The organism is Bacillus sp. LQ16, from assembly GCF_057784645.1.
On record NZ_CM173491.1, the window covers coordinates 2,129,698 to 2,146,578 of the forward strand.

A 16,881-nucleotide genomic window follows, 5' to 3' on the forward strand; every position below is an offset into this window, starting at 1 on the left:
AAGCTAATACAGTTTAATTAAAAGGTTATTATTTGCTCACATTTTGCTCACAAATAATATAAAAACATGTAAAAAAATATGAAATACCCTTTTGAAGTAGAATATAATATAACAAATAAAAGGCGTCACAAATGCTTGTATAACAGGCATTTGTGACGCTTGTTTGTTTTATTAAAAATAAAACGAACAACCCTAAAACTGTTCATTCTTCTCCCAAGATTCTACGATATAATGAGCAATCGTCGGATTGAAGCCTTTACCAACTAAAAACATAATCGCAGCAACTTCTGTTAATGCGTGTTCGTGTGATGTATGTTTTGCTTCATTTAAACCGTAATCTACCCATGGTTTTACGAAATCTAGTACGGGTTTCTTGAAAGGTAAAAACTGTGTACCGACAACTTGTTGAATTTGTTGTTGTGTTGGTTCAGTAATTGGTCCAGGTGGTAAGATTTGTGGTTGTGTAATGTCTAATGTTGGTCCTGGCGGTAAAATTTGTGGCTGCGTTGGATCTATTGTTGGTGGTTTAGGTGGTGAGACACGTGCGTCGTAGTTTGGTTGATACATTTGTTGTTGGTATTGCGGTTGTTGTGGTTGAGTTGTGTATGGATTTTGTGGTGCTGCATATGGATTTTGTTGATATGGTTGTTCTTGGTTTTGTGGTGCTACATATGGATTTTGTTGATATGGTTGTTCTTGGTTTTGTGGTGCTGCATATGGATTTTGTTGATATGGTTGTTCTTGGTTTTGTGGTGCTGCATATGGATTTTGCTGATATGGTTGTTCTTGGTTTTGTGGTACCGCATATGGATTTTGAGGATATTCATAATTTGGACGTGTTTCATATGGATTTTGTTGAAATTCAGTTTCTTGATTTTGCGTTGTTGCATATGGGTTTTCGTCATATTGTTGTTCTTGCTGTTGTAACTCTTGTTCTTCGTATTGTTCTGTGTATCTTTGTTCTTGTTGAGGGTAAAATGGTTGCCTTGGATAAGGCGGTTGATTATTATAGAACATATTTATTCCTCCTTCATGATGATGCTTACCACTCAGTGTATGGGCGGACAAGAAAATATGTGATGAAAAAATGTGGGCGTGTTACAATAAGTAACTGGGTGAAGATAAAATGACAAAACAAGAAAAGATTCAAAAAACAATTACTTTTGTAAAACATATTTTAGAAAAAGATGCGAGTGGGCATGATTGGTATCATATTGAACGCGTACATAAACTGGCGATTTCTTTATCCGAGCAAGAAGGGGGAAATCGTTTTATAATTGAAATGGCAGCATTACTTCACGATGTGGCAGATGAGAAGTTAAATGAAAGTGAAGAAGAAGGAATGAAAAAAGTTTCTGATTGGTTAGAAGAGTTACATGTGGAAGAAGAGGAAAGTAAACATGTTCTTCATATTATCGCCAATATGTCTTATAAAGGTGGTCATGGCGGTAAAGTGGATTCACTTGAAGGGAAGCTTGTTCAAGATGCGGATCGCTTAGACGCCCTTGGAGCAATTGGAATAGCTCGCACATTTGCGTATGGTGGAGCGAAAGGGAGATTAATGTATGATCCAACTATTCCTCCGCGTGAAGTGATGACGAAAGATGAATATAGAAAAAATAACGATCCATCTTTAAATCATTTTTATGAAAAACTTTTGAAATTAAAAGACTTAATGAACACGAACGCAGCAAAACAAGAGGCGGAAGTTCGTCATCGTTATATGGAACAGTTTATTGAACAATTTATGAAAGAGTGGAATGCACAAATATGAAAATGTTAACTGTGGAAAACTTATCAAAATCATATGGAGAAAAACCGTTATTTGATGGATTATCATTTAGTATTGCAGAAGGACACCGTGCCGGAATTATCGGTGTAAACGGAACTGGTAAATCGACGTTATTAAAAATTATTGCAGGGGCAGAAATTCCTGATACAGGTGATATGACTCATTCTCGTGGGTATACAATTAGTTATTTATCACAGCAACCAGAGTTTGATGAACAACTAACAGTGCTAGAGCAAGTCTTCCATGGTGATACTCCTTTAATTCGTCTTCTTCGTGAGTATGAAAAGGCGCTATTACATATCGAAAAAGATCCAAGTAATGAAAAAGTACAGGAACAATTATTTGCAGTGCAGCAACGTATGGATGCAATGAGTGCATGGGAAGCAAATGCAAATGCGAAATCTCTTTTAACGAAATTAGGAATTACGGACTTCACTGCAACTGTTGGAAATTTATCTGGTGGACAGAAAAAACGTATTGCGATGGCGCAATGTTTTATTGAAACACCGGATCTATTAATTTTAGATGAGCCTACGAACCATCTTGATCATGAGACAGTGGAATGGTTAGAGGAATATTTAGCTCGATATAATGGTGCAGTATTACTTGTAACCCATGATCGTTATTTCTTAGATCGTGTGACGAATCGTATTTTCGAATTAGATAATGGAAAACTGTATAGTTATGAAGGGAATTACAGTACGTTTTTAGAAGCGAAAGCGCTTCGTGAAGAACAAGAAATTGCGCAAGAATCAAAACGTCAAAACTTATATCGCCGCGAACTAGCATGGATCCGCCGCGGTGCAAAAGCCCGTTCAACAAAGCAAAAGGCACGTATTCAACGATTTGATGAGCTAAAGGGCCAAGAAGGGCCAGCTGCAAAACAGTCAGTTGATATTGCACTTAGCGGTAGCCGTCTTGGGAAAAAAGTACTTGAGTTAAAAGATGTGACGAAAAAATTTGGTGATAAAACGGTATTAAACAACTTTAATCATATCGTGAAACCAGGCGATCGCATCGGAATTATTGGAGCGAATGGAAGCGGGAAATCTTCGCTATTAAATATGCTTGCAGGTAAGTTATCTCCTGATAGTGGTGAAATTGAAGTTGGGCAAACTGTAAAAGTTGCTTATTATACGCAAGAAAATGAAGAGATGAATTTAAATCAGCGTATGATTGAATACATTAAAGAGATTGCAGAAGTTATTCATACAACAGATGGAAAAGTAATTGGTGCATCTCAAATGTTAGAACGTTTCTTATTCCCGACTCATTCACATGGTACACCGCTTGGTAAACTATCTGGTGGTGAAAGAAGACGTTTATATTTATTACGTATTTTAATGGGAGAACCAAACGTACTTTTACTTGATGAACCTACGAATGATCTAGATACACAAACATTAACAGTACTAGAAGATTATTTAGAAGATTTCCCAGGTGTCGTTTTAACTGTATCGCATGACCGTTACTTCTTAGATAAAGTAGTAGATGAACTGTTCATCTTTACTGGCGGAGGCGAAGTGCGTGAGTTCCTAGGTAGTTATACAGATTATTTAGAAATGGAAAAAACGAGAGAACTTATGGAGAAAGCGGAAGTTCAAAAAGAGAAAAAAGTAGTAGAAGAAGCTCCAAAACAACAACGTAAACGTAAACTTTCATACAATGAGCAGCGTGAATGGGAAACGATTGAAGATACAATTGCCGAACTTGAAGAAAAAATTGAGTCAATTGGAGAAGAACTTGCGAAAGTTGGATCTGACTTCACAAAGGCACAAGAATTATCTGAAGCACAGCAGAAAACAGAAGAAGAGCTAGAAAAAAAGATGGAAAGATGGAGTGAACTATCAGACATCGTTGAAGGATTAAAATAAAAACAAGCTGCATATATTGAAAAGTAAAGAGAAAAACTTTACACTATTGGTAGAACCTATTTTAGGAGGGAAAAAATGAGAACATCTAATCCAATGTTGAAAAAAGAGGCATTCCGTAAAGAGGGAGCAAGCGCTTCTGCGATGACAATTGGCGGAACAGTAGGCAAAACGTTCATTATGCTTATCTTGCTACTTGCAACGTCTGTCTATTCATACATACAGATGATGCAGGGGACGATGAAGATGCCAGTATTAATTGGTGCTTTAATCGTTGCAGCAATCATCGCATTTGCGTCTATGTTCTTCCCGCGTATTTCACCTTTTGGTGCACCAATCTATGCGGCGGTAGAAGGGGTTGTGTTAGGAAGTATTTCAGCAGTTTATACAATGAAATTTGGCGATTCTATCGTTTTAAATGCTGTATTACTAACAATCTCAATTCTATTTGCAATGTTAGTGTTATATGCAACACGCGTAGTAAAAGTAACGGATAAATTCCGTACAGGCGTTATGGCAGCAACACTTGGAATTATGGTTATGTATTTAGTCGTATTCCTACTAAATATGTTTGGTGTAACTGTTCCATACATTCACCAAGGTGGTACAATCGGTATTATTATTAGTGCAGTTGTTATTGTAGTTGCTGCATTAAACTTATTACTAGATTTCGATTTAATCGAAAATGGTGTACGTAGTCAAGCTCCGAAATATATGGAGTGGTACACTGCAATGGGACTAATGCTTACATTAGTTTGGTTATACTTAGAAATTCTTCGTTTCGTTTCTTACTTTACGAAAAATGACTAATAAAAAAAACCTGCATGAAAAATGCAGGTTTTTTTTATTTTCAAAGATATATTGAACGTATGGTATAATATGGATGTTATCAACTTGAATTGAAGGAGATGGAATATGATGAAAGGGAAGAAGGGGATTATGAAAAAACTATTTTCTAAAAGTTTTTTCATAGAACTAGATGAAGCTTTAACGTATCCATCATCTGAAGTTATTACTTCAGCGATTGAAGGATATGCAACTGAATGCAATGAAAGACTAAAATTTGAGAGTAAAGTTAAACCGATTACTTTTTACTTAGAAAATGTAATGTACCGTGCTGAAATAAAGATGGCTCGCGGAGGATATTACATATCTTGTACTGAAGTGTAATAAATTTTGAAACCATACATGTTTGAACTATGTATGGTTTCTTTTTTTGTTTTGTAAGGTCTAAATTAATACTTTTTACTTACGGATACATCATTTTGTGCTTTTTACCATTCATCCATTTCTCCTTACAATGGAGAAAAATATGTGAGGTGGTATAACTTATGATGAATAGAGTTGTATTAATCGGTAGATTGACAAAGGAGCCAGAATTATACTACACAAAACAAGGCGTTGCTTATGCAAGAATATGTATTGCGGTGAATAGAGGATTTCGAAATAGTTTAGGTGAACAACAAGTCGATTTTATTAATTGTGTCGTTTGGCGAAAATCGGCTGAGAATGTAACTGAATATTGTAAGAAGGGATCACTTGTTGGGATTACAGGGCGTATTCAGACGAGTAATTACGATGATGAACAAGGCAAGAGAATATATAGAACTGAAGTTGTGATTGAGAGTATTACCTTTTTGGAGAGAAGGCGGGAGGGGGCATCGTAATAAAAGGTGATTTTAAGTAATAGCTACGGAAAAAATTGTGGAAAGTATTTTAATAAACTTAAAGAAGGAGTACCGCCAGATTTTTTTGGAAAACAAGTAAAGAGTATACAAAATTTTATTACGTTTTTCGGCTAATCCAGTAACAATCGAGAACCGTAAAACCCATGCCAGGATAGGAATGTATAAAAAGAAGAATCGAGTGATAGAAAATAAAAAAGGGGATCCTTCTGAGAGTAAGGAATCCTCCTTTTTGTTGCTACCGATAATAGGACGTTATGTTAACTTTACATGAATATGTTATACAATAGATAAAAAAGAGATGGGGAGAACAATGAGTATAAACTATCCATTTAAACCAAAATCAAATCGTTATTTAGTACCAGGGCAATTTTGGACTATTCCTTTAGATAACAGTAAATTTGCATGTGGTAGAGTAATTGAAACAGATCCAAATAGTAGAAGGGGATTTTTAGCAGGTTTGATGGATTGGATCGGAGATAGCCCACCTATGGCTGAAAATTTAAAAGGTTGTAAAACGTTAATACAAATAGATGTTCATATTAAAACCATTCATGAAACAGCATTGGATGGTTTTATAAGTGGCTATCGTTCATTAGAATTAGATGGAATTGAAACAGAGTATTTCACTTCACAAATGGTTCATGATGAGAATTGTATGTTAATGAAAGGATATTCAGTACTTAGACAGGCGACCAAAGAAGAAGCAGATACGTATGATCAGTTCGGTTACGCAGGCTACATGATGATTAAATGTTACGCAGAAGATTTATTAGCAAATAAATAACTTCCAATAACGAAAAATATGTAAATAAGCTATCCATATGGATAGCTTATTTACATATTTTTTTGTTTAGCGTGTTTTTTTCAAAAATAATGGCGATGCCTCAAGAAATGGATAAAAAATAAAAATCATCGGAAACGAAAGCTTTTAAAATCCCATCCCTAATTTGAAATGTAAAAAGAATGAAATAGTATGGTAGCGGGAAGAAAGTAGTAAAATTAAGCACCTGAGTAGGAGTATAGAGTGATAACATGTTACAATACAGCTAAGAACACGCAATAAAGGAGAGTTTTTTACGTGAAGATTAAAGCAATTGAACCGACGCCAAGTCCAAATACAATGAAAGTTATTTTGAATGAAGTATTACCATCAGGAGCGCGTAATAATTATACAAATGAAAATAAAGAACAAGCACCAATGCAAGTGCAAGAAATTTTGAAAATTGAAGGCATTAAAGGTGTGTATCATGTAGCTGACTTTTTAGCAGTCGAGCGAAATGCAAAGTATGACTGGAAAGTATTATTACAACAAGTTCGTGCTGTTTTTGGCGAAGAAGTAGTGGAAGAAAGTGAAGAACAACAACTGTCTCATTTTGGAGAAGTGAAAGTGTTTGTTCAAATGTTCTTTACAATTCCAATGCAAGTAAAGTTAACAGATGGAACATCGGAAGAACGCGTTGGCTTACCAGATCGTTTCAAAGAATCAATTATGAAAGTACAAATGTCTGCACCAAACGTTGTAAAAGAGCGTAAATGGGTAGAACAAAGTACACGTTACGGTAATTTTGAAGAAATCGGGAAAGAAGTAGTAGAAGAGATTGTTGCTGCTTATTCAGAAGAACGTGTAAATGAAACGGTTAAAGAATTATTAAATCAAGCAGGTGCTGTTGAAGTAACGATTCAAAAGCGTGAACCATATAAAGTAACAGAAGAGATGATGAAAGATTCTGACTGGAAAAACCGTTTTGCAGCATTAGAACAAATGGATCCTACTGAAGAAGATATTCCAGTGTTGAAGATGGCGTTAGATGATGAAAAAGTTTCAATACGCCGTTTAGCAACAGCGTATTTAGGTATGGTAAAAGGTGATGAAGTATTACCGTTATTATATAAAGCGTTGTTAGATCGCTCTGTAAGTGTTCGTCGTACTGCAGGAGATTGTTTATCAGATGTAGGTGATCCGGCAGCGATGTTCGTTATGATTAAATCTCTGAAAGATCCAAGTAAATTAGTACGCTGGCGTGCAGCGATGTTCTTATTTGAACTTGGAGATGAAAGTGCGATTCCAGCATTAAAAGCAGCGCAAGATGATTCAGAGTTTGAAGTAGCGATGCAAGCACGTCTAGCATTAGAGCGTATTGAAGGCGGAGAAGAAGCAAAAGGTTCTGTATGGAAACAAATGACGGAGTCTCGTAAAGGGGAATAATGTATGATTGTTTTCTATGATAGTTGGTGTCCGATGTGTACGGCCGTTGCAGAACGTACGAAAAAATTAGATAAAAAGGGTAAGATGAAATTTGTTTCATTTCGAAATGAAGATGTAGTTGAGAAATATAAGCTTTCTCAAGAACTACAAAGTAAAATGGAACAAAGATTGTATATTTTTAAAAATAATAAGTGGTATGACGGCATTCAGAGCATAGATGTATTGGCAAAGGCCGTTCCATCTTATTGGTTTGCAGTTCCTTTTATAAAGCTATCTATCGTACTTGGTTTTGGAAGTAAAGTATACGATTATATCGCTAATAATAGAAAACTTGTTCCAGTGGGACATTGCCGCGGTGGGGTTTGTGAAATCCCTACAAAAAAATGAAATCATCGTTATCTTTCTTTTGCACCTATTAATAGAGCGTGATATGATGAATTTGGAATGAAAGTTGAAGGAGAGATTACAAGATGTCAAATGCTTATGAAGAATACATGCGCCAAATGGTAATCCCAATGCGCCAAGAGTTAGTGCGTTCTGGGTTTGAAGAGTTAACTACAGAAGAAGCTGTAACAGAATTTATGGAAAATACATCAGGTACAACTTTAGTAGTTGTAAACTCTGTTTGTGGTTGTGCAGCTGGTTTAGCACGTCCATCAGCAGGTCAAGCGGTTGTTCGTGCTGAAAAACAACCTGATCATCTTGTAACTGTATTCGCAGGTCAAGATAAAGATGCTACTGCAAAAATGCGTGAATACTTCGGAGAAATTCCTCCATCTTCACCATCTATGGCATTATTAAAAGGAAAAGAAGTTGTTCACTTCATTCACCGTCATGAAATTGAAGGTGCAACTATGGACGAAATTATTACGAACTTAGAGCAAGCTTTCGAAAAGAATTGTTAAAGAAGGGGGAGAGTAAATCTCCCTCTTTTCTTTATATAGAGGTGAAACAATGATCGTAACAACAGCAGGAAGAACAAACAAAGAAATGACAGCATATGCAAAAAAGGTAGCAGAAGAATTAAATCGTTCTTTCATTTTACGTAATGATATACCAGTGCATAAATTACATGAGCAGTATGAACAAGATATACTTGTCGTAGGAAAGAACCGATTAGCTATTTATCCGAAAGGTACGGAAGAATCATTTTTCTTTCATCCGAACTCAGCGATGTTTCGTGTGAAAAGGTTAATGCGTGGAGAACACGATCCGTTTGTACAAGCTGCTAAATTAGAGAGCGGAATGACAGTGTTAGATTGTACGCTCGGTATGGCATCAGATAGTATTGTAGCTAGTTATGTTGTTGGTGAAAGTGGAACAGTAACAGGACTTGAAGGCAATGAATATATGGCTTATATCATGAGAAATGGTTTGAAAACATGGTCTTCATCTGTTTCTGAAATCGATGAAGCAATGCAAAGAATCCAAGTAACGCAAACGGAGCATTTTTCATTTTTAGCGCAATGTGAAGACAATAGTTATGATGTCGTTTACCTTGATCCGATGTTTGAAGAAACTGTCATAGAATCTGACGGAATTAAAGGATTAAAACACTTCGCTTTGTATCATGATATTACTGATGAAACAATTGCGGAGGCGAAGCGAGTGGCGAGAAAGCGTGTTGTATTAAAAGATCATTTCCGTAGTTCTAGATTTGAAAAACACAATTTTCACGTATACAAAAGAAAAAGTGCTAAGTTTCACTTTGGTGTAATTGACCCTTGCTAATTGTTTGAAAAGATGTATAATAAGCAATAATTAATTAAATATACTGTCTGTGATGAAGAGAGTAGTCTTTTTTAGAAGGAAAGCGAGCTAGGGATGGTGTGAGCCTAGTACGGAAGAAAAAGATGAAGCGCACTTCGGAGATGCTTCTTGAACGAATAGTAGAGAAAGCCGAGGCCCCCTGTCCTCGTTATAAACGGGAAAGTGGTTCGTAACGAACAACAAGGGTGGTACCACGGGTTCAAACTCGTCTCTTTTTTAGAGACGAGTTTTTTGTGTTTTAAAAAATAAGGAGGTTGTATCATGGATTATAAAATGCAGTTTGCGGAAAGTTTATCTAATATTTTCACGAATGAATTAACGCAAAAACAAATTTTAGATTTAATTGAAACACCGAAACAAGATGAATTTGGAGATGCAGCGTTCCCATGTTTTTCATTAGCGAAGCAATATAAAAAAGCACCAGCTCTTATCGCAAAGGAAGTTGCTGAGAAATTAAATGATCCGTTTTTTACGAAAGTAGAAGCCGTTGGTCCTTATGTAAATGTATTTTTCAATCGTGAAACTGTAAGTGATGCAGTATTAAAAACAGTTTTAGCGGAGAAAGAAGAGTTCGGTCAAAACCACTTTGGCTGTGAAAAAACAGTAGTAATTGATTATTCCTCTCCTAATATCGCGAAACCTTTTTCGATGGGGCATTTACGTTCTACAATGATAGGAAATTCGCTGAAACATATCGCTGAAAAATGTGGCTATGAAGTTGTAGGGATTAATTATATAGGAGATTGGGGAACACAGTTTGGAAAGTTAATTACGGCTTATAAAAAATGGGGAAATGAAGAAGTAGTGAAAGAGGATCCAATACGTGAGCTATTTAAGTTATATGTTCAGTTTCATGTAGAAGTAAAAGAGAATGATGAATTAGAAGAAGAAGGACGTGCTTGGTTTAAAAAGCTAGAAGAAGGCGATGAAGAAGCAGTTGAACTTTGGAATTGGTTCCGTCACGAATCATTAAAAGAATTTTCTCGTATTTATGAACTTCTCGGTGTGGAATTTACTAATTTTCAAGGCGAAGCTTTCTATAATGATAAAATGGAAGACTTTATTGGGATTTTAGAAGAGCACGACTTACTGGAAGAATCAGAAGGCGCATTAGTCGTTAATTTAGAAGAAGAAGGAATGCCGCCTTGCTTAATTAGAAAATCAGATGGTGCGACGATTTATGCAACGCGTGACTTAACGGCAGCTTTATATCGTCAAAACACTTATGGGTTTGATAAAGCGCTATATGTTGTTGGTCCAGAACAAAGCTTACATTTCAATCAATTTTTCACTGTATTAAAAAAACTTGGCTATACTTGGGTTGATGGTATGGAACACGTACCGTTTGGCTTCATTTTAAAAGATGGTAAGAAAATGTCGACACGTAAAGGAAGAGTTATTTTACTTGAAGAAGTACTTGAGGAAGCAATCGACCTTGCAAAACAAAATATTGAAGAGAAAAATCCAAACTTAAAACAAAAAGAAGTAGTAGCAAAGCAAGTCGGTGTAGGTGCAGTTATTTTCCACGATTTAAAAAATGAGCGTATGCACAATATTGAATTCTCATTAGAAAACATGCTGAAATTTGAAGGAGAAACAGGCCCGTACGTACAGTACACACATGCACGTGCTTGCTCTATTTTAAGAAAAGAAAGTGTAGAATTTGAAACATGTACGTTTGCTTTAAAAGACGATCATAGCTGGAGTGTCGTAAAATTACTAAACAAATTCCCACAAGTAATTGAAGCAGCTTTCAATAAAAATGAGCCATCGATTATTTCGAAATATGTATTAGATGTAGCACAATCGTTCAATAAATATTACGGTAATGTTCGTATATTAGAAGAGAGTGAAGAAAAAGACAGCAGACTCGCATTGGTTTATGCTGTGACGGTTGTATTAAAAGAAGGATTACGTTTACTTGGGGTGGAGGCTCCTGAGGAGATGTAGCATAAAAGGTGTATGTATCATTACAGATATGTATGCCTTTTTATTTGGTATAGGAGTCATGTAAGCAGTAATCTCACCTTATTAAAACCAATTTCTTGGGTAATTGTTAAAAATGTAGGAATGTTTTGTTAAATGGAGAATTGTAAGGGGTGTATATAAAAGGAGGCGTTAGAGGTTGGAAACATACGATTGGAACAGTAAACTAGCGTATTTAAAAAATACGAGAGATTTATATTACAATAGCGATTATGTAAGTTTTCTAGTGAATTCAGTTTGGAAGATTTCTGAGCCAGTCCATGTTGTTGATTATGGTTGTGGATATGGTTATTTAGGCTTATTATTAATGCCTTTACTTCCAGAAGGATCAAAGTATACAGGCATTGATAGTGGAGAAACATTATTAGCTGAAGCGAGAGAGTTGTTTCGTTCACTTCCGTACGAGTCAGAATTTCTGGAGGGAGATGCTATAGAAATTGAATTGAACGATACATACGATATAGCAATTTGTCATGCCTTCTTATTACATATGAGTTCACCAAAAACGATGCTACAAAAAATGATTCATTCAGTTAAAAGTGGCGGGAAAATAATCTGTTTTGAACCACATTGGATATCAAATATGTCTTCATACACTTTGGATGGAGAGAACCAATCGGAAATTATCCAGCTAGGCATTTTGCAGAATTTATTTGAAAGTGACACGCAGAGGAGTGGAAAAGATGGAAATATTGGTATGAAAATACCGATATATTTAAGTGAATTAGGTGTGAAAAATATTGAATGTAGAGTAAGCGATAAAGTGAACTTTTTAGATTCAAATATGCATCACAATGATAAAAACGATTTGTATCAATCATTAAAAGAAGAGGGGATTGCAGGTGATCCGGGTGATAAGCAACAATTTGTAGAACGTTTAATGGCTAGAGGATTAACATATGATGATGCGCTAGCTCAATATGAAGCTGAACTACGATTTTTTAAAATATTTCATGTGCATTCTTCTTTAGTATACGCTCCGAATATGAAAATTACATTTGGTGACATAGTATGTTAAAAGTCATGATATATAAGGATCGTCGTTTAATGTCGATATAATTTGAAAATCGCCGATATATTTGAATTATCGCTGATATAATTTTATGTACTAATTTCAGCTTCTACAAGATTAAAACCGCATGTTACGTTATTCCATATAATTAAACAAAATACGGAGAAAAACAATCATTTTTACTATATTTTGTTATAAATTTGAATAATATTAATTAATACCATCCATTATAAGAGATTTTAGTTGAATACATACTATATGGTGTGTAAAATCTAAGCAAGTAGCAGTATAAATATAAATTCGAGGTGAATGCATGCTAGATTTTAAGCAGTTAGAAACTTGTTTAAAAGACAAGAGATTTGTAGATGGATTACAGGAAATAAATAATGAAATTGCATATATAAAAGAAACGAATACTTTATCCTATGTGAAGAATTGGCTTGCTAATATTCCTTCGCATAAGGAGTTTGACATATTAATTCGCCTTACTGATGAAGGGCTTATGCACCAATACAGTTCATTCCTCATTCGCTACGCTTATAAAAAATTCCCAAATATGAGAACGCTCTCTTTATATTGTGATGAGTTAATTGATGAGCGGAAAATTCTTGAAGCAGAGCAGTTGTTAAAATCTTCTTTAGAAGAGTTAAGTAAAGAAGAAATGGATGCAGATTTTTTAGCGAAAACATATTTTACATTAGTACGATGTCTTTTAGAAATGAAAAGAAATGAAGAAGTGCTAATGTATATGCAAAAAGCAGAGGAGTATAGTACGCGCGTAGTGTTTGATAAATGGGGCTACGTTTATATGCATACAGGCGAATGGGAGAAAGCGGAAGAACAATTTATTGCTGGCATGCAGCATGAAGATTGTGAAGAGTTATCTACCTATTTATTATCACAATTGTATGCAAATAAAGGAGAACAAAAACGTGCGATACAGTTAATTAATGATGCGATTGTAAAGTTCCCACAAGTACCATATTTTCATTTTGAGAAGGTAAAGTATTTATTAGATTTAGAGCAATATGAAGAGATGTTAGCGGTAATAGATAACATAAATACTCAGCTGCCATATCATGCTTATAACACTTACTTTGTACATTTACGTGCAGAAGCGCTGTACAAAATGAATAAATTTGCAGATTTACAAAAGCTATTAAAAGAAGAAAAGAGTTTAAAAGAATCTTTATATCATAATTTAGAAAAAAATCCGGATGGAAAAAAGGTTCACTTGCCGATAGTTCCTATTGTACAAAAGGATAATTATTGTGTTCCGACAAGTTTAGAGATGATGTTGCGTATATGGGGAGAGACACGTACACAAGATGAAATAGCAGAGTTTATTTTTGATATGACAGGATCGAAGTTTTCAGATACTGTTTCTTATTTAGAAGAATTAGGTTATGAATATCGTTATTTTAAAGGGAATGAAGAGAATTATAAGAGACTGATTGATGAAGGAATTCCTGTTTTATTAAGTATAGATATTGAGCATGCTTCACACGTACAAGTTCTATCTGGATATGATGATACATTGCAAGCTTTCTATGTTCAAGATCCAAACTTTATAGAACCAGTTCTTGTAGAATATAGTAAATTACAAGAAAAATATCGTTATACAGGCTGTTTAGCAATCACGTTTGTTCCGAAAGAAAAGAAGGCGCAACTAGCGTTTCTAAGTGAGGAAGAAAATCGTTATTTTAAATCTATTTTTTCTCTTACGGATCATTTAGATGAACATGACAAAGAGGGAATTAGTAACTTAGTACAATTTTTAAAAGAAACGAGCGATAATCCAAATACGTGGCTATATACGATAAAGCACTTAGATGTTGAAGTAGATAAAGAATTTATTTTATATTGTATCGATAAGTTAATGGAAAAGTTTCCGAACTCGGACTTTGTTAAATTGCATGGTGCACAGTGTTTTATTCGTCTTCAGGAAGTAGAGAAAGCGGAGCAAATGCTGACAAGCGTTGAGAAGAAAAATAATCGTGCATTATATCATTTGATAAATGGAAGATATGCTTTTGAGCAGGAAAGTTATATAGAAGCGATTTCAAGCTTTCGTTCATCGTTACAATTAGACGCAGATCAGCCTATTGCTTGGAGTTTTCTCGCTTTATCCTATATGTATATTGATCAATCTGAAAAAGCATTGCAATACTCTCAAGTTGCGTTAGAGCGCAGTCCTGAAAGGTTCACTTTAACGAATCACGGTTTAATATTAATAGATTTAGAAAGATATGAAGAAGCATATGAAATCTTTAATGACTTGTTAAAAGAGTATAAATATGAAGCACATGTATGGTATGAACGAGCGAGATGTGCACATCAACTAGGAAAATTATATTTAGCAATAAAAGGGCTTAAAGTAGCGATTCATTTGGATAGTAATGCACCTTACATTTATACGAAACTTTCGGAAATATACGAATCTGATTTGAAGGATGAGGAAAGTACGAAAGAAATTTTATTAAACGGTATTGAGAATTGTGATGATAAAGCACCTCTTTACGTAAAATTAGGTGACTATCATTTTCAAAATGATAGCTTGGAAGAAGCAGAAGTATTGTATAAGCGTGCTTTAGAAGAAAACGATGAGGATGTTTATTCTCACTTCGGACTTACACAAGTGTATATGGCAAGAGAACAATACAAGGAAGCAAAAGAATACATTCTTGGTCTTGAGAAGCAAATTGAAAAGAGCCAAGATTTCCTCATGAATGCAGGAATGGTTTTATGGGATGCTGAAATTGAACTTGGTGGAAATGAAGAAGGGTTTAAAGTAGCGCTATCTAAGTTAGAAAATGGTATAAAGAAAAGTGATTATAATGTAGCAAGTGCGTTAGATGAATATGTGAATCGAATTAAAGGAACGGAATTTGTACAACGAGGTATAGCGTTTTTAAGAACGTTACACAAAGAAAGTAATGAAGTAAGTGAGTACGGTTGTTATGCAGGTATTTTATATGAATCTATTGGACAGTACGGCCAAGCGATGAAAAGATATAATAAGGCGATAGAACAAAAGGAAACGGCATTACCGTATTACCGAATTGGTGAAACACTTATGGCATTAGGGCAATTGACGGAAGCAAAACAAGCGTATGAAACATGTTTAGAGCTTGATGGGAATTTCGTAGGTGTACATTTACAGCTTGCGGAAATATACGAAAAAGAAGAAAACCGTTCTAAAGAACAAAGTCATATGGTTCAGGCGATGAAGGAAGAGCCGTTGCATATTAATATGGAATATTTGGCACAGCTTTCAGTAGATATGAATCTTCAGGAAGAATTGCTGACTGAACTAGAACAATTAGAGGAAGAAGTACCTGAAATATGGCGTTTAGATGCGATTGCATATGTGTACGGAGCGATGAATGAAATAGATAAAGAACAAGCACAGATTGAATACGCGCTACAATTAGATGGTGAGCATATAGAAGTTCTATATCATTATGCAAAAGTATTAGTGAAAAAAAGAAATGTAAAAGCAATTGAAGTTGCAATGAAAGTAATACAAAAAGATTTTGATAATGAACGTATATTTGATGTTTATGTAAAAGCAGTAGAGCAGCATAAAAAATTGTCTAACATACGAGATTTTCTTCATACGTTAAAGGTGAAAAAAGCAGAAAGAAGTGCAGCATTCATGTATGCTGCAGCTGCGGTTACGGAAATATGGATTGAACGCCAGCTGCATGAACAACCAAAACGATCTATCATTACGAGAGCTTTTTATCGTATGAAAAATCGTGCCAAAGAAATTTCAATGGTTACTATGATAATTGATTTATATGAAATCTCTTTAAAGCTAAATCCGAAAAATAGTATGGCAGCACAGCGATTTGCGCTATTTTATGAGAATGTAGAGATGAATAAAGAAGCAATAGAGATTCTGCACACGTCACTAGAAAATAGATGGGATTATGAAGTAGCGAAGCAACTTGTAAATCTTTTCGTTGAGTGCGAGGAAGAAGATATGTTAAGAGATGCTTTGGAATTAACGAAGCAAATGGTTCGAGAACTACCAGATGATTATGATACTCTTCTTCTGCAAGCACAAGTATTCTTTAAAGCAGGGGAAGAAAGAAAAGCAGAAAAGATTACCTTACAATTAACGGAGCAAACACCGTTCGTAAGTAGAGCATTTCTTGCTTTAGGAGAAATGTATCAAAGTCAAGAAAGGTTTGAAGAGGCAATTCATGTATTAGAAAATGCTTCTATACATCATCCAAATGAAACAGCAATTCTCCTTTCTTTAGCGTCTTCATATCATGGTGCCGGCCAAACACTAAAGGCAGAAAAAATAGCAAATGAAGTATTAACAATGGATGCAAATGATTTGTTAGCAAGATATGATCGTGCTTGTTATTTAGCACAGTTAAATAGAAATGAAGAGGCGAAGGAAGAGCTTGAAATTGTCCTTCGTGAGGATGAATCGGGATTCTTTGCTGAACTTATTGAGGATGATGAAAATTTAGCAGCATTGCGAGAATTTGAAAAGTAATTGTATAAGAATATATTTTGAATTAGTTGACAATTAGTTG

At 35.0% G+C, this 16,881-nt stretch carries 14 protein-coding genes and 1 other annotated feature; of the genes, 13 read left to right on the forward strand and 1 reads right to left on the reverse strand.

Annotated features, from left to right (window positions below):
• Window positions 1–192 precede the first annotated feature (192 nt).
• Window positions 193–1,017, reverse strand: coding sequence for a hypothetical protein (locus AC3EMB_RS10770; protein ID WP_366988503.1), 825 nt, complete (start codon window positions 1,015–1,017; stop codon window positions 193–195).
• A gap of 109 nt (window positions 1,018–1,126) precedes the next feature.
• On the opposite strand from AC3EMB_RS10770, the gene AC3EMB_RS10775 reads away from it, so the two are divergent.
• From AC3EMB_RS10775 to AC3EMB_RS10835, 13 genes are all read left to right on the forward strand, one after another.
• Entirely contained in the window at window positions 1,127–1,774 is a 648-nt protein-coding gene (locus AC3EMB_RS10775) for an HD domain-containing protein (RefSeq protein ID WP_000165961.1), read from the forward strand.
• Window positions 1,771–3,666: an ABC-F family ATP-binding cassette domain-containing protein gene (locus tag AC3EMB_RS10780; RefSeq protein ID WP_000783191.1), complete on the forward strand. Its 1,896-nt coding sequence runs from the start codon at window positions 1,771–1,773 to the stop codon at window positions 3,664–3,666. Before AC3EMB_RS10775 ends, AC3EMB_RS10780 begins: the two co-directional genes overlap by 4 nt.
• Window positions 3,667–3,741: 75 nt before the next feature.
• Window positions 3,742–4,473, forward strand: coding sequence for a Bax inhibitor-1/YccA family protein (locus AC3EMB_RS10785; RefSeq protein ID WP_001260655.1), 732 nt, complete (start codon window positions 3,742–3,744; stop codon window positions 4,471–4,473).
• A 105-nt stretch (window positions 4,474–4,578) separates the two neighbouring features.
• Complete coding sequence (locus AC3EMB_RS10790) at window positions 4,579–4,833, forward strand: DUF4318 domain-containing protein (protein ID WP_053564643.1); 255 nt, start codon at window positions 4,579–4,581, stop codon at window positions 4,831–4,833.
• Between the two features lie 161 nt (window positions 4,834–4,994).
• The gene (locus AC3EMB_RS10795) at window positions 4,995–5,330 is read left to right on the forward strand and encodes a single-stranded DNA-binding protein (RefSeq protein ID WP_000982013.1); all 336 of its coding nucleotides are present in this window, start codon (window positions 4,995–4,997) and stop codon (window positions 5,328–5,330) included.
• Between the two features lie 331 nt (window positions 5,331–5,661).
• The gene (locus AC3EMB_RS10800; protein ID WP_000026686.1) at window positions 5,662–6,135 is read left to right on the forward strand and encodes an Imm26 family immunity protein; all 474 of its coding nucleotides are present in this window, start codon (window positions 5,662–5,664) and stop codon (window positions 6,133–6,135) included.
• 294 nt (window positions 6,136–6,429) lie between these two features.
• Window positions 6,430–7,557 (forward strand): conserved virulence factor C family protein, encoded by a 1,128-nt coding sequence (locus AC3EMB_RS10805; RefSeq protein WP_000692587.1) that lies wholly within the window; start codon window positions 6,430–6,432, stop codon window positions 7,555–7,557.
• Between the two features lie 3 nt (window positions 7,558–7,560).
• Complete coding sequence (locus AC3EMB_RS10810; protein WP_000634891.1) at window positions 7,561–7,944, forward strand: thiol-disulfide oxidoreductase DCC family protein; 384 nt, start codon at window positions 7,561–7,563, stop codon at window positions 7,942–7,944.
• Window positions 7,945–8,027: 83 nt separating this feature from the next.
• Window positions 8,028–8,462, forward strand: a complete 435-nt coding sequence (locus AC3EMB_RS10815) for a BrxA/BrxB family bacilliredoxin (protein ID WP_000063706.1) — start codon at window positions 8,028–8,030, stop codon at window positions 8,460–8,462.
• 49 nt (window positions 8,463–8,511) lie between these two features.
• The gene (locus tag AC3EMB_RS10820) at window positions 8,512–9,288 is read left to right on the forward strand and encodes a class I SAM-dependent methyltransferase (RefSeq protein WP_053564641.1); all 777 of its coding nucleotides are present in this window, start codon (window positions 8,512–8,514) and stop codon (window positions 9,286–9,288) included.
• A gap of 40 nt (window positions 9,289–9,328) precedes the next feature.
• Window positions 9,329–9,543, forward strand: a binding site (T-box leader).
• Between the two features lie 45 nt (window positions 9,544–9,588).
• Window positions 9,589–11,277 (forward strand): arginine--tRNA ligase, encoded by a 1,689-nt coding sequence (gene argS / locus AC3EMB_RS10825; RefSeq protein WP_053564640.1) that lies wholly within the window; start codon window positions 9,589–9,591, stop codon window positions 11,275–11,277.
• A 175-nt stretch (window positions 11,278–11,452) separates the two neighbouring features.
• Window positions 11,453–12,331, forward strand: a complete 879-nt coding sequence (locus tag AC3EMB_RS10830) for a class I SAM-dependent methyltransferase (protein ID WP_053564639.1) — start codon at window positions 11,453–11,455, stop codon at window positions 12,329–12,331.
• Between the two features lie 307 nt (window positions 12,332–12,638).
• Window positions 12,639–16,841, forward strand: a complete 4,203-nt coding sequence (locus tag AC3EMB_RS10835; protein ID WP_488517675.1) for a tetratricopeptide repeat protein — start codon at window positions 12,639–12,641, stop codon at window positions 16,839–16,841.
• The last annotated feature ends 40 nt before the right edge of the window (window positions 16,842–16,881 follow it).